General features: G+C 43.7%; 14 protein-coding genes. 4 read left to right on the top strand and 10 right to left on the bottom strand.

Annotation, left to right across the window (positions count from 1 at the left end):
• Positions 1 to 6 precede the first annotated feature (6 nt).
• On the top strand, positions 7 to 1,659 hold the full coding sequence (betA, locus tag PSI14_RS12530; RefSeq protein ID WP_273576212.1) for a choline dehydrogenase: 1,653 nt from the start codon (positions 7 to 9) through the stop codon (positions 1,657 to 1,659).
• Between the two features lie 82 nt (positions 1,660 to 1,741).
• Here betA and PSI14_RS12525 read toward each other — a convergent pair whose 3' ends face one another.
• Positions 1,742 to 2,263 (bottom strand): YtxH domain-containing protein, encoded by a 522-nt coding sequence (locus PSI14_RS12525; RefSeq protein WP_273576211.1) that lies wholly within the window; start codon positions 2,261 to 2,263, stop codon positions 1,742 to 1,744.
• A gap of 301 nt (positions 2,264 to 2,564) precedes the next feature.
• On the opposite strand from PSI14_RS12525, the gene PSI14_RS12520 reads away from it, so the two are divergent.
• Both PSI14_RS12520 and PSI14_RS12515 read left to right on the top strand, forming a co-directional pair.
• Positions 2,565 to 4,871 (top strand): TonB-dependent hemoglobin/transferrin/lactoferrin family receptor, encoded by a 2,307-nt coding sequence (locus tag PSI14_RS12520; protein ID WP_273576210.1) that lies wholly within the window; start codon positions 2,565 to 2,567, stop codon positions 4,869 to 4,871.
• 137 nt (positions 4,872 to 5,008) lie between these two features.
• Positions 5,009 to 5,524 carry a sigma-70 family RNA polymerase sigma factor gene (locus PSI14_RS12515; protein ID WP_273576209.1) on the top strand — a complete coding sequence of 172 codons (516 nt, stop codon included), beginning with the start codon at positions 5,009 to 5,011 and terminating at the stop codon, positions 5,522 to 5,524.
• Between the two features lie 136 nt (positions 5,525 to 5,660).
• On the opposite strand, the gene nqrM is transcribed toward PSI14_RS12515, so the two are convergent.
• The 8 genes from nqrM to PSI14_RS12475 form a co-directional block, all read right to left on the bottom strand.
• Positions 5,661 to 5,885: a (Na+)-NQR maturation NqrM gene (nqrM, locus tag PSI14_RS12510; protein WP_273576208.1), complete on the bottom strand. Its 225-nt coding sequence runs from the start codon at positions 5,883 to 5,885 to the stop codon at positions 5,661 to 5,663.
• Between the two features lie 16 nt (positions 5,886 to 5,901).
• Positions 5,902 to 6,930: an FAD:protein FMN transferase gene (locus tag PSI14_RS12505; RefSeq protein ID WP_273576207.1), complete on the bottom strand. Its 1,029-nt coding sequence runs from the start codon at positions 6,928 to 6,930 to the stop codon at positions 5,902 to 5,904.
• A 73-nt stretch (positions 6,931 to 7,003) separates the two neighbouring features.
• Positions 7,004 to 8,230 carry an NADH:ubiquinone reductase (Na(+)-transporting) subunit F gene (nqrF, locus tag PSI14_RS12500; RefSeq protein WP_273576206.1) on the bottom strand — a complete coding sequence of 409 codons (1,227 nt, stop codon included), beginning with the start codon at positions 8,228 to 8,230 and terminating at the stop codon, positions 7,004 to 7,006.
• Between the two features lie 15 nt (positions 8,231 to 8,245).
• On the bottom strand, positions 8,246 to 8,842 hold the full coding sequence (nqrE, locus tag PSI14_RS12495; RefSeq protein ID WP_086107962.1) for an NADH:ubiquinone reductase (Na(+)-transporting) subunit E: 597 nt from the start codon (positions 8,840 to 8,842) through the stop codon (positions 8,246 to 8,248).
• Between the two features lie 8 nt (positions 8,843 to 8,850).
• Positions 8,851 to 9,480, bottom strand: a complete 630-nt coding sequence (locus PSI14_RS12490; RefSeq protein WP_273576205.1) for an NADH:ubiquinone reductase (Na(+)-transporting) subunit D — start codon at positions 9,478 to 9,480, stop codon at positions 8,851 to 8,853.
• A complete protein-coding gene (locus PSI14_RS12485; protein ID WP_273576204.1) occupies positions 9,473 to 10,267 on the bottom strand; it encodes a Na(+)-translocating NADH-quinone reductase subunit C in 795 nt (264 codons plus the stop codon). The genes PSI14_RS12490 and PSI14_RS12485 overlap by 8 nt, the downstream gene beginning before the upstream one ends.
• Positions 10,260 to 11,498 (bottom strand): NADH:ubiquinone reductase (Na(+)-transporting) subunit B, encoded by a 1,239-nt coding sequence (locus tag PSI14_RS12480; protein WP_273576203.1) that lies wholly within the window; start codon positions 11,496 to 11,498, stop codon positions 10,260 to 10,262. The genes PSI14_RS12485 and PSI14_RS12480 overlap by 8 nt, the downstream gene beginning before the upstream one ends.
• 3 nt (positions 11,499 to 11,501) lie before the next feature.
• Entirely contained in the window at positions 11,502 to 12,845 is a 1,344-nt protein-coding gene (locus PSI14_RS12475; RefSeq protein WP_273576202.1) for a Na(+)-translocating NADH-quinone reductase subunit A, read from the bottom strand.
• Between the two features lie 422 nt (positions 12,846 to 13,267).
• Between PSI14_RS12475 and PSI14_RS12470 the strand changes: the two genes are divergently transcribed.
• Positions 13,268 to 14,020, top strand: coding sequence for a L,D-transpeptidase family protein (locus tag PSI14_RS12470; RefSeq protein WP_273576201.1), 753 nt, complete (start codon positions 13,268 to 13,270; stop codon positions 14,018 to 14,020).
• Here PSI14_RS12470 and PSI14_RS12465 read toward each other — a convergent pair.
• Positions 13,991 to 14,758: a class II glutamine amidotransferase gene (locus PSI14_RS12465; protein ID WP_273576200.1), complete on the bottom strand. Its 768-nt coding sequence runs from the start codon at positions 14,756 to 14,758 to the stop codon at positions 13,991 to 13,993. The two genes, PSI14_RS12470 and PSI14_RS12465, sit on opposite strands and share 30 nt — an antisense overlap.
• Positions 14,759 to 14,801 lie beyond the last annotated feature (43 nt).

Raw genomic sequence — 14,801 nt, 5'->3', positions numbered from 1 at the left:
ATAACAATGGTTTTTGATTACATTATTATCGGTGCTGGTTCAGCGGGTAATGTACTTGCAACCCGTCTGACGGAAGATCCGAATGTGACTGTTCTGCTACTGGAAGCAGGCGGGCCAGATTACCGGTTTGACTTCCGTACTCAAATGCCAGCGGCGCTGGCATATCCTTTGCAGGGAACCCGTTATAACTGGGCATATGAAACCGATCCTGAACCCCATATGAATAATCGGCGCATGGAATGCGGACGCGGTAAGGGACTTGGTGGCTCTTCACTGATCAATGGCATGTGCTATATCCGTGGCAACGCGATGGATTTTGATCACTGGGCAGCACAACCGGGGTTGGAAGACTGGAGTTATCTTGATTGCCTTCCCTATTTTCGCAAAGCTGAATCACGGGATATTGGCGACAATGACTATCATGGCAGTGATGGGCCGGTCAGTGTCACCACCCCCAAAGCCGGTAATAATGAACTTTTTCACGCGATGGTAGAAGCAGGTGTCCAAGCTGGTTATCCACGCACTGACGATCTGAATGGCTATCAGCAAGAAGGCTTTGGGCCAATGGATCGCACCGTTACCCCTAAAGGACGCCGCGCCAGTACAGCCCGTGGCTATTTGGATCAAGCGCGATCACGTGCCAATCTCACTATCATTACCCATGCTTTGACTGATACCCTCGAATTTGAAGGAAAGACAGCCGTCGGCGTCAATTTTCATCAAGGTAATAGCTCAGCGTTGATACAAGCAAAAGTGCGTAAGGAAGTTTTGCTCTGTGCTGGCGCAATCGCATCGCCACAAATTTTGCAGCGCTCAGGCATTGGCCCTGAAGACGTATTGAATGAATTTGGGATTCCTGCGGTACATGTTTTGTCAGGTGTTGGGAAAAACTTACAAGATCACCTTGAAATGTATTTGCAGTATGAATGCCTCAAGCCCATTTCCCTCTACCCGGCATTGAAATGGTATAACCAACCTCAAATTGGCGCTGAATGGTTATTCAAAGGAACAGGCATTGGTGCCAGCAATCAGTTTGAAGCTGGTGGCTTTATTCGTACCCATGAAAAATTTGCTTGGCCAAATATTCAATTTCACTTCCTGCCTGTTGCTATTAATTACAACGGCAGCAACGCCGTCAATCAACATGGTTTTCAGGCTCATGTGGGTTCTATGCGTTCTCCAAGCCGTGGTCAGGTGAAAATTAAGTCACGGGATCCGCGTCAACATCCAAGTATCCTATTCAACTATATGTCAACAGAGCAAGATTGGCAGGAGTTCCGCGCTGCTATTCGCATTACACGGAAAATTATGGCACAGCCAGCGCTGGCTCCATATTGTGGACGTGAAATCAGCCCAGGTGTTGAAATTCAGACCGATGAACAACTGGATGCCTTTATTCGTGAACATGCCGAAACAGCATTTCACCCATCTTGCAGCTGCAAAATGGGGTCAGACGAAATGGCAGTTGTGGATGGTCAAGGGCGTGTGCATGGCATTGAGAATTTACGTGTTATTGATGCGTCCATTATGCCGACAATTATCACCGGTAATTTGAATGCCACAACGATCATGATAGCCGAAAAAATTGCTGATAAAATCAGAGGAATTTCACCTCTGCCACGCAGTCAGGCAAAATATTATGTCGCCAATGATGCGTAAAATAATAAGGGTGATCATTTTCAGATCACCCTTCTGATACAATCTATTCCACATCAGCAACATATTGGATTAAAACGATAAATTATTTTTCCTCTTTTTTATCCTTGTCGCCTTTAAAACTATCGATTAAATCATCCGTCTTTTTATCAGCTTCGGCTTTTATTTCTTCTGTCTTCGACTTCATGGCATCTGAAAGCTGATCGATCTTGTCACTAGCCTGATGCTGTATATCATCCGCTTTTGCTTTCATCGTATCCATCACATCATTCGCTGTTTTGGTCGCCTGATTCTGCACATCAGCAACCTTGGATTTCATTTGCTCAGCGATATCACTAGCAGAATCGGTGATTTGATTTTTCACTTCCTTGGATTTATCAATCGCACTATGACTTTCACGCAAAACGTTTTCCTTTATCTCCTGTGATTTTTCTTTTGTACTATCAGTGATACCCGTGACTGTTTTTTCAGCGTCAGTTTTCATTTGCGCGGCGTTTTCTTCAGCTTGCTGTACCGTATCTTCTGCTTTTTTAGAAGCATCATCACAGCCAGCAATCAGTGCCACGATACCTGCCAAGATCAGAGAACCAAGAATCTTTTTCTTCATTGACTAACCCCTTGTACTTATGGAAATTGAACTTACGGAAATGACCTTGCCGATGAGTGTTCTGGCTATTCAGTGCCATAACATCCCATAAGCACTTAAATCTCAACGTCAACATAGTTAGCAATTGATAAGGTTTAACAAAATTAGAAACTATTTCAATGAGTTATTCTTAAAACATCTGCAATAAATAGAGGTATCATCAAAAAAATAAAAATAATTCTCATTATTATTTGTCCATTTTGATTTCTCAAGTGACTTATTACATTAAATAATATTTACTTGATCATATTTCAGGGAATTTATGAAAAATAATAGTCAAAAATTAGAAAAACGCCCAATCGCTACCATGATTCAGAAAATTTTAAGTGGCGCACTCTCAGGGACATTCGTATTAGGAGCGGCTTTCGCCAGCCCTGTTTACGCTATTGAAGGTTCCACAGAACAAAAAGCTGAAAAGAAAAATGAGGTGATGAAATTACCTACACTTTCTGTCGTTGAGAGTTTACACAATAGTACCAGCGCGGGGAGTTCGGTGCTCAAAAAAGAGGATATTGACCGGACTCAGGCAGATAATGTTGCTCAATTACTCGATCAACTTCCCGGTGTTTCAATGTCAGGTTCTCCGCGTCCCGGCGGACAAACCCTGAATATTTGGGGAATGGGAGACCAAGAAGATGTCAAAGTCACTTTAGATAATGCGCCAAAAGGATTCGAGAAGTATCGTCAGGGTTCCGTCTTTATTGAGCCTGAATTAATCAAACGTGTAGAGGTTGATAAAGGGCCACACAATTTGCTCAATGGCAACGGTGGGTTTGGTGGTTCTGTCAAAGTTGTGACAAAAGATGCGGGCGATTTGTTGCGCCCAGATGAAGATTGGGGCGGCTTTGTCAAACAAAGCTATCACACCAATGACAGGCAGTGGATTAATAGTGGCGCAATATACGGCAGAGATCCTAATGGTTTTGTTGATGGATTACTCTATGTCAGTAAGCGTGATGGGCACAATATCAAACGCCCCGATGGCACCCGTTTTGAGTACTCTCAAAACAACCAAACGTCCTATTTATTGAAAACCAACTTTTATCCCAGTGATGCGCATACATTAAGCTTGTCTGCCATGCGCTCTGAATCAGATGGCTGGCAACCTTGGGCGGTTAAACGTGATGAAATGGTCGTTCCATCAGCCAATGATGTAAACCAATACGGTTGGGGCGGTGCCTGGAAAAGAAAACTGGTCTTTCGTGATCAAATAGATCAGAACTACACTGCCAAATGGAATATCGCGCCGGAAGATAACCCACTGCTAAATCTGACGATGATTTATGCCTATTCAAAAACCAAGCAAAACGATCGCCGCCCAGAAAATTCTTCCTCCCATTTCGGTGGATTAATGGGTAATAAAAGCTGGGTTGATTACACCGACAATCAGGTTGATATCAACAATAAAAGCGTATTCTCAACAGGTATTATTGAACATGAACTACTGGTAGGAACCCGTTGGCATAAAAACGAACGCAATGTACTAATATTCGATAAAAGCAAAATAAAGAATAAAAACTACAACTACGGTTATTATCAACCAAGCTATATGCCTGCTGGAGATCAACTAACTTACAGCTTATATATTCAAGACTCTCTGAAAATAGGCAGTGTGACCGTAACGCCGGGTGTTCGCTATGACCATGTCAAAAATATGGGTAGAGAAAATAACGCATCCATATATAACGATAAATCACCAGAAGTAAATCATGACTATAGCAATGTAACCTATACTGGATGGTCACCTCATTTAGGCATTATGTGGCAAGCAAATAAAAACCTTTCATTGTTTGCAGATATCAGCCGTACATGGCGTGCACCAATAGTTGATGAACAATATGAGGTACAAGGGCTAGGTAGCCTTAAAGGCTCTAGCCGTAATCTTAATGTTGAAAGAATGGCAGGAATACGCCTTGGTGCTGTTCTCGATTTCAATAATCTGATGCTTGAAAATGACAGCCTACAAATTCGTACAACCTTATTCCGTAACCGTGGTAAAGATGAAATCTTCAAACGACGCGGGATTTATTGCAAAGCTCAAATTGAAAGTGGTTCAAGCAGCTCATGTGAAAAACCATTGGCAAATTATCGCAATCTGCCCGGCTATACTATTGAAGGCTTGGAAATTGAGACGTTCTATGATAGCAGAATGTTATTCGGAAAATTTTCTTTCTCCACCATGCGCGGTCAGCGTGATGCTTCCATGCGTGATCCATGGATAGGTCATAAAACCTGGATTGCAGAAATACCCCCAACATCAGCACATGCCATATTAGGGTTCAAAATTCCACAATGGCAGATGGCAATGGGCTGGAAGGGTGACTTTATTCGCAAACAAGATCGCTCACCTTCAGATAACGATCCAAAAGCAGAGTATTGGGAACTGCCAAAAAGTGGCGGTTATGCCTTACATGGCCTGTTTGCAAGCTGGCGCCCTCCTTATATGAAAGGCTTTGAAGCACGGATCACCGTTGATAACCTATTCAACCGTGATTACTATCCGTACTTAGGGGAAATGGTTTCAGGAATTGGCCGTAATTACAAATTCAGTATTTCACAACAGTTCTAACTGGTATTTAACTACTCAATCGCTAGCCCTCTTAATTTTTAAGGGGGTTAGATCTAGAATGCTGCGTTGACTTCTCCCGAACAAATACAAATAATAATCATTATCGTATTTATCCTATCCCATCAGGCAATATCATCATGGCGGTGCAAAAAAGCACATTTGGGCACAATCAAATCGCCCAAGAACTCTATTCCGATTACCATCACTGGTTATGTAACTGGATCAGACAAAACAGTGCTTGTCCAAATCATGCCGAAGATCTCACCCATGAGATTTTTATTAAATTGATGCAATCTTCGGATCTTGAGAATATCCGCCAGCCAAGAGCCTTTTTAATGACGATAGCCCGTCGAACCCTTGCCAATTACTGGCGCAGGAAAAAACTAGAAGACAATTATCTGGAATATTTTAGGGTAATGCCTACAATTTCATCATACTCTTCTGAAAATCAACTCGTGCTGTTAGAACAGTTAGAAAAGATAGATAAGACTCTGGATAAATTGCCGACAAAAGTGCGACAGGCATTTCTACTCACTCAACTACAAGGCCTACGTTACAAAGAAGTTGCAGAAGATTTAGGCATCTCAATAAGTTCAGTGAAACATTACTTAAATCAAGCCCACAGAAAATGCCATCCTTTCGACATGTCTTGAACAGAATGTCTTGAACAAAATGTCTTGAACAAAATGCCTTGAACAAGCATCTCTGAATGGACAACAAAAACCCGCTGTTTATCTGGCAGCGGGTTACTTTTTTCTAATCAAAAATTAGTTGAATTGTAAAACAACATCACAGAATGCGATTTTTCTCCAACTGTGCTTGACGGATAGCTTCCCTTGCCATACGTTTTTTGCGCGCATCGCAGGGTTCAGGACAATCGCAAACTTTTTCTACACCAATGCTTCCCAAGCCACCACAGCTTCCTTGAATACTCTTGCGCTTAAAAATATAGCCCAATGCCATTCCCGCAAATGCCAACAGGAAAAAGATAAAAGCGGCAATAAAGACTTCCATAACTTTTTCCCCTCTCTTATTTCTTCTGTAAGTATGCCTTAAAAGCAGTACTATAATGTTCTTCAAAACCCTCTTTGGTTTTGACAATCATAAAGACCGGAATATTCAGCTTTTCAGCCACTTCCATTCCTTTCTCTGGCCCCAATACATCCAAGCCTGTGGAAAAACCATCTGCACTCATGCAGGTCGGTGCTATCACAGTAATTGAAACCAAATTATGTGTTATTGGCCTGCTGGTTTTAGGGTTAATGGTGTGAGAGTAACGCACGCCATTCTGTTCAAAATAGTTTCGATAATCACCCGATGTTGCCACAGACATATTGCCCGGCTCAATGATTTCCTGAGCGCTCTGTGTCATGCCACTATCCGATGGCTTTTCTATCGCTATCCGCCATGGATTACCTTTGCCATTGTTGCCCAATGTGCGTACTTCACCGCCAATATCAACCATGTAGTTTTTGATATGCTGAGATTCCAGATACTCCGCTACGGCATCAACACCATAACCTTTAGCAATGGAAGAGAGATCAACATACAGTTCAGGGATGGATTTAATCAGATTATTGCCTTCAACAGACAAATGATTAATGCCTGTCCACGCTCGGCGAGTCGCTAATTCTTCATCCGTTGGTGCTTTGGTAATTCGCCCTTCCGGCCCAAATCCCCACAAATTCACCAATGGGCCAACAGTGACATCCAGTGCACCTTCTGTCAGCTTATTGATTCGAATGGCTTCTTTGACAACTTTCGCTGTCGCGGCTGATACCGGAAACGGTTTATTCACTTCACGGCTTTGATTAAAACGACTCAATTCAGAATTTGGCCGATAAGTGGACATCTGATCGTTCACCTCTTCCAGCAACCGATCAATCTCTTTTTGCAGGTTTTCTGGGACAGGTGCAGACGAGACAGCAACATATTTAACGGAGTAATATGTCCCCATTGTTTGCCCATTCAGGTTTTGCTGCTCTGGGCCACCACACGCTGCCAGCAGTACAACCGAAAATAACAATACACTCCAGTGGATAATTTTTTTACTCAGCATAATTCACTCTTTCTGAATCGTCAGCGCCCACTATAGTGTGGGCGCTTGTCGTTAAATCAAAATGCTACAAACATCAGCCGCCGAAATCATCCAGCATAATGTTTTCATCTTCTACACCGAGGTCTTTCAGCATCTTAATAACCGCAGCGTTCATGACCGGAGGCCCACACATATAGAATTCACAGTCTTCTGGTGCCGGATGATCTTTCAGGTAGTTCTCATACAGGACATTATGAATAAAGCCTGTATAACCATCCCAATTATCTTCCGGCAAAGCATCTGACAATGCCACATGCCATGTGAAGTTCTCATTTTCTGCCGCCAGCTGATCAAAATCTTCGGTATAGAACATTTCACGCTTAGAACGTGCACCATACCAGAAGGTAATCTTACGCTTGGAGCTCAAACGCTTGAGCTGGTCGAAGATATGAGAACGCATTGGTGCCATACCTGCACCACCACCGATGAAGATCATTTCTGCATCAGTATCTTTCGCAAAGAATTCACCAAATGGACCAGAAATCGTTACCTTATCACCCGCCTTCAGTGACCAAATGTATGAAGACATGATACCCGGAACAACATCTGGATTCCTTGGTGGTGGCGTTGCAATACGCACATTCAGCATGATAATGCCATGCTCTTCCGGATAGTTCGCCATTGAATATGCACGAACCGTCGGCTCTTTCACTTCAGAGACATAACGGAACAGGTTGAATTTATCCCAATCTTCGCGGTATTCCTGTGGTACTTCATAATCCGCATAACGGGCAACGTGTGGAGGACATTCAATCTGAATGTAACCACCTGCACGGAATGGCACCACTTCCCCATCAGGAATTTTCAGCTTCAATTCTTTAATGAAAGTTGCTTTGTTATCGTTGGAGATAACTTCACATTCCCATTTCTTAACGCCAAAGATCTCCTCTGGCAGCTCGATTTTCAGGTCTTGTTTAACATTAACCTGACATGCCAATCGGCAGCCTTCTTTTGCTTCACGCTTATTGATGTGGGAAAGTTCCGTTGGCAGGATATCACCACCGCCTTCACTGATTTTCACACGGCACTGACCACAAGAGCCACCGCCACCACACGCAGAGGAAACGAAAATCCCCTGGTTGGAAAGCATATTCAACAATTTATCACCAGCGGGAGCAGAGAAACTCTTGTCCTCATCGCCATTGACTTCAACTTTAATATCCCCGGTGTTCACTAACTTAGATTTTGCGAACAAAATCATTGCTGTCAGTACCAACACAATCAGGGTAAACATTACTACGCCTAAAATGATTATATCCATGAACTCTTCCCGCCTTTAGAGCTGCACACCGGAGAAGGACATAAAGCCCAATGCCATCAAACCGGTGGTGACAAAGGTGATTCCCAATCCTTTCAGACCTGCCGGAACATCCGCATATTTCATTTTTTCACGGATCGCAGCCATCAGAACAATCGCCAACATCCAACCCATGCCTGAGCCGAAACCGTATACGATGGATTCTCCGAAGTTATAGTCACGCTGTGCCATGAATGAAACGCCACCGAAAATTGCACAGTTCACTGTAATCAACGGCAGGAAAATACCCAACGCGTTGTAAAGTGCCGGAACATAACGGTCTAAGATCATTTCCAGGATCTGTACCAGTGCAGCAATTACCCCGATAAAGGTAATGAAGTTCAGGAAGCTCAAATCCACCCCATCCATCAAGGCTCCATCACGGAGTACCAAATTGTAGACAAGGTTATTGGCAGGAACGGAAATTCCCAATACAACAGTTACAGCGACACCCAGGCCAAAAGCCGTTTTAACGTTCTTTGATACAGCCAAAAACGTACACATACCGAGGAAGAAAGATAGCGCCATATTCTCGATAAAGACTGCGCGGACGAACAAACTAATATAGTGTTCCATTTTGTTTGTTACTCCTTCTCAACCTGCGCAGGTTTCAGAGTCCGCAGACCCCAAATCAGCATACCAATAATAAAGAATGCACTCGGTGCCAGTAGAAACAAGCCATTTGGTTGATACCAACCGCCATTTTTGACAGATTCCAACACCGTAATGCCGAACAATTTCCCTGAACCAAACAGTTCACGCAAGAAACCAACCAGCAACAGAATGACGCCATAGCCCAAACCATTACCGATACCATCCATGAAACTTTCAACTGGTGGTGCTTTCATGGCGTAGGCTTCAGCACGCCCCATTACAATACAGTTCGTGATGATAAGACCAACAAACACCGATAGCTGTTTGGAAATTTCGTAGGCATAAGCCTGCAAAATCTGATCTACCACGATAACTAGCGATGCAATGATTGCCATTTGCACAATGATTCGCACACTGCCAGGAATGTAGTTACGAATCAATGAAATGAAAAAGTTAGAAAATGCTGTCACTAATGTCACAGCAATCGTCATAACCAGCGCGGTTTCCAGTTTGGTGGTTACAGCCAGTGCCGAACACACCCCCAGAACCTGCAATGCAATTGGGTTATTATCAAACAGCGGCCCAAGAAGGACGCGTTTTATCTCTTTACTATCAGCCATCTTTCAAGGCTCCCTCGCGGACTTTTTTCAGGAACGGGCCAAAACCGTTATCACCCAGCCAGAAATCAAACATATGCTGAACACCGTTAGAAGTCAGAGTCGCGCCGGATAGACCATCTACACCATAAGGGTTATCACCAGCACCACCACGAACAACTTTAATCGCTGGCTCGCCTTGTGGGTTATAGAGCTTTTTACCCACCCACTGCTTACGCCATTGTGGGTTATCAACTTCACCACCCAAACCCGGTGTTTCACCTTGAGAGTAGTAAGTAATGCCATGAGAGGTTACGCCATCTATATCAATGGCAACGAAGGCATACATCATTGACCACAGGCCAGAACCGTACACTGGCAAAACCAGTTCAGTCGTTTTGCCTTGCTCATCCTTCACCAGATAAATTTCTGCGATATTGGCACGGCGGCGAATTTTCGCCAGATCCTGCTCTGGCAATAAAGCGATACTGGTTTCGTCACTGCGCAGAGCATTATTCAGGTCGAAATTGCCGCTGCTTTTTTCCAATGTTGCTGTTTTCAGATCAAGCAATTCAGGCTGAATACGACTGTTATAGATTTCTTTGATTTCTGTAGCCGTCATGCCCGATTTTAGCAAACCAGCCACATCCAGAATATTACGCTGTTTATCCAGTAGTTTCTGTTCCTGCTGCTGCGCTTTTAAACCTACGGCCGACCCAGCAACTACAATTGAACATACAAGGCACAGCACAAAAACAACGAGAAATGTCCTGCCGATGCTGTCATTATTTTTTGGTTTATCATTAGCCACGGGCTTTTCTCCGCTTAATATTGGCCTGTACGACCAGATAATCGAACAGTGGCGCGAACAGGTTAGCGAACAGAATCGCCAACATCATTCCTTCTGGATATGCTGGGTTTACGACCCTGATCAAAATACACATAACGCCGATCAGAATACCGTATGCCCATTTCCCTTTATCCGTAAACGCTGCGGATACAGGGTCAGTAGCCATAAAGATCATACCGAAAGCGAAGCCTCCCAGAACCATATGCCAGTACCATGGCATAGCGAACATTGGGTTAGTGCTGGAGCCAATCGCATTAAACAGGTAAGACATTGCAATCATACCGATCATCACACCAGCAACGATGCGCCATGAAGCGATACGAGCAAACAGAATGATGGCACCACCGATGAAAATCATCAGAGTGGAGACTTCACCAATTGAACCGGGAATGTTACCAATGAAAGCGTCCATCCAAGTGATTGGCTGCCCAGTAATGGTATTCATCAAGCCGTGGCTCCCCGCAGTTGCCCATTGAGACAAAGGCGTTGCACCAGAGAAACCGTCAGCCGCAGTCCAGACCACATCACCAGAAATCTGGGCGGGATAAGCAAAGAACAGGAACGCACGACCAGCCAAGGCTGGGTTAAGGAAGTTACGACCAGTACCACCAAAGATTTCTTTCGCAACCACTACGCCGAAAGTAATCCCCAAAGCAGCCTGCCACAATGGCAGTGTTGGTGGAACAATCAGGGCGAACAGAATGGAGCTGACAAAGAAGCCTTCGTTGATTTCGTGTTTACGGATAATGGCAAACAAAACTTCCCAGAACCCCCCAACGACAAAAACAACCGCATAAATTGGCAGGAAGTAAGTCGCTCCCAACAGCATTTTACTGCCCCACCCTGCATCTGGTGTCAATGACGCACCAAAATACTGAGCAAGCACATAATGCCAATCAGAAGACAAAATCTGCTGTAAGGCATCGCCATTATATAAATCAGTCAGGGCTGGTATTGCCTGATTCCCGACGTTGTACATTCCCCAAAACATCGCAGGGAAAACAGATAGCCACACCAAGATCATCATGCGTTTGAGATCAATGGCATCACGAACATGGGCACGCCCTTTTGTCACTATACCCGGCGTGTAGAAAACGGTGCTTACTGCCTCATAGAGAGGATAATATTTTTCCAGTTTGCCGCCGGCCTCAAAGTGATGTTCTACTTTTTCAAATAAATTTTTCAGGCCCATGAGTTACCCTTCCAGCTCAATCTTAGTCAGCACGTCACGCAGTACTGGACCGTACTCATATTTGCCGGGGCAAACATAGGTACACAATGCCAAATCTTCTTCATCCAGCTCCAGACAACCCAGCGCCTGAGCACTATCAGTATCGCCTGCAAGCAAGTCACGCAATAGGTGCGTTGCCATGATATCCAGTGGCATTACACGCTCATAGTTGCCAATTGGCACCATGGAACGTTCCCCACCATTTGTCGTGGTTGAGAAAGCAAAACGTTTCTTTTTCAGGAAATGGCCAATTGTGGTGCGGGTAATAGAAAACTTATTAATGCCCGGAGCGATCCAACCGAATAGCTCTTTTTCCCGACCTTCTGCAAGAACGGAAACTAATGTATGGAAGCGGCCAAGATAATGGCGAGCGTCATCTGATTTTGTACCACACAGTACGGAACCAGAAATGATACGGTTGTCACCTTCTTTCAACTGATTTTGCGTCAATTCCAGCAAATCAGCGCCCAATTGGGTGCGTACCAAGCGTGGAGATTTAACCTGCGGCCCGGCCAGGGATACTACGCGATCAGTGTAAAGTTCGCCTGTGGTAAACAGTTTACCGATGGCAATGACATCCTGATATCCCAGATGCCATACCATTTTCTGGGCACTGACAGGTTCAATGAAATGAATATGAGTACCAACCAAACCGGCTGGATGTGGGCCAGCAAACTGATTGTATGTAATTTGAGCGTTATTTCCTGCTGTTGGAATATTTCCAGCGCCATGGCAGACGTGGATTTTCCCATCTGTCAATTTTGACAGAACATTCAGGCCATCAACAAAAGCCTCTTCCTGAGTTGCAATAACGACTAAAGGATCAGCAGCCAGTGGCTGAGTATCCATTGCCGTAACAAAGATTGCCTTTGGTGTGGAACCGGGAACAGGAGAATGACTGAAAGGACGTGTACGCAATGCTGTCCACAGCCCCGATGCAAGCAGATTTTTCTCTACCTGTTCACGGCTCAGGCCAGCAAGTTCAGCACGTTCGTAGCGATCAAACGTAACTTTCTCATCACCATTCACTTCAATAACGACAGATTGCAGGACACGGCGTTCACCACGCCCAATGGTTACAACTTTACCGCTTGCAGGACTAGTGAAAATAACCCCTGGGTTCTTCTTGTCTTCAAAAAGAATTTGCCCTTTTTTAACATGCTCACCTTCCTTAACCAGCATAGAAGGACGCATTCCAACATATTCTTCGCCCAGTAAAGCGACATGGCGAATTGTTGGACCGTCTTCTATAACTTGGGCAGGCTCTCCTGCTATCGGGAGGTTGAGTCCTTTTTTAATTTTTATCATAAGATTTGCACAAGTTTATCAGTTAAATCATATACTACAGATTACCCTGCGGTATTTCCTTGGGGTAATGCAGCGACTTCAGTAATAAAAAAACACCTTGAGCGATATATATCTCAAGTTATTCACTCCGATAATCGTTACAATTTTCTCTTAATTTTAGCCAGCGGCAATTCTAACATCTCCCCCACTGACTGTCTGATTAATCAAGTGACTTGGCTCAAGCAAATAAGAATAATTTCTCTGCTGAACTGTTAACTACTCGATAAAGACGAGTTATCGCCTCACTTTTCTCTACCACAGGACGATTTTTGACCGAAAAGTAACTTCACAAGAACAGGATATCACTGCTATCTTTTATTTATTATTTCACCAAAAAATTGCCATCCCAATCCTGATATTCCATCTAACTGTCCGGTTATGTTATGAAAAAAATAGTATTTTGCCTTTCATTGAGTCTATTACTATTACATGTGCCCTTTTTTGTCGTGGCCCATTTTTCCGTAATGCAATCCTCAATCACACACTCTTCTCTATCACAATCTAAAAGAATGGGTGCCAAGATTTTCATTCAAATATTCAAAGAAGAAAAACTTCTTGAGCTTTATACGAGAGACAATACAAACCATTATCAATTGACCCAAAGCTACCCTATTTGTAATTACTCTGGAGGACTTGGCCCAAAGACACTGAAAGGTGATTTCAAAAGCCCTGAAGGGTTTTACCATGTCAGCCTCAAACAATTAAAGCCAGATAGCCACTATTATCGAGCCATTAATCTGGGCTTTCCCAATGAATTTGATAAATTCAAAGGATATTCCGGCAGGGATTTAATGATTCATGGTGCATGTAAATCCATTGGCTGTTATGCCATGACCAATCGCTATATGGATGAGATATATCAGTACGCGGAAAGTGCATTTCATCATGGGCAGCATGAAATCAAAATCAATATTTATCCTTTCAGAATGACTCCGCAAAATATGAAACGGCATCAAAATAATGACAATTACTTGTTTTGGAAACAATTACAGCCCGCCTATGCGTATTTTGTTCAAAATAGCATTCCTGCCACTGTTAACATAATAGGCGGGCGATATGTTGTTAACGTAAACCCAAAAAATCAGCTCCCCTTATGGAACAATGAATCAAACTATCTTCTCTCCAAGATGGAATAGCGCATAGTTACCTGATTCGATACGATGCCAAGATTCATTTCCAGTTAAAGGTTGAGTAGCAATCACTGATACTACATCCCCTGGTTGAGTATGCTGCTGAAAGTCAATTTCAACATCCTGATCAAGTAATTTGGCCCTGCCAAAAGGAGCACGACGAGTAATCCAATACAGTTGGGTCGAACAGTAAGCCATGACAAATTGTCCATCCGACAACAACATATTGAAAACACCTTTTTCTCTCAGTTGATGGGCCAAAGAGGCAATAAACTTAAATACTGCCGGCCAATTGGAAGGTCGCTTGGGATATTTCAACGATAGCTGATGCAATATCCAGCAAAATGCCCATTCACTGTCTGTCTCACCAACCGGTCGGTAACTACCCGTTTTCAACTTATTGTGCCCCTTAAGTTGACCATTATGGGCATAAGTCCAGTATTTTCCCCACAACTCACGGGTAAATGGATGAGTATTTACCAGAGAAACATTACCTCTGTTTGCCTGACGAATATGGGCCACAATCACTTCTGATTTAATCGGACAGCCCCGTACAAATTGAGCCACAGGTGAATGACAACTGGATTGATGATCTTTAAACGTTCTGTATCCCAATCCCTCATAGAAGGTAATTCCCCAGCCATCCTTATGAGGGCCGGTATGCCCACCACGCTGAATTAAGCCACTCAGACTGAAAATAATATCTGTCGGCACGTTGGCATTCATGCCAAGTAATTCACACATTGCCTACCTCTAACGCCTACTCCTAACACCTATTCTTAACGCT

This window comes from Xenorhabdus anantnagensis, from assembly GCF_028598555.1.
Classification (GTDB): Bacteria; Pseudomonadota; Gammaproteobacteria; order Enterobacterales; family Enterobacteriaceae; genus Xenorhabdus; species Xenorhabdus anantnagensis.
This window is presented reverse-complemented; position numbering and strand designations above follow the sequence as displayed.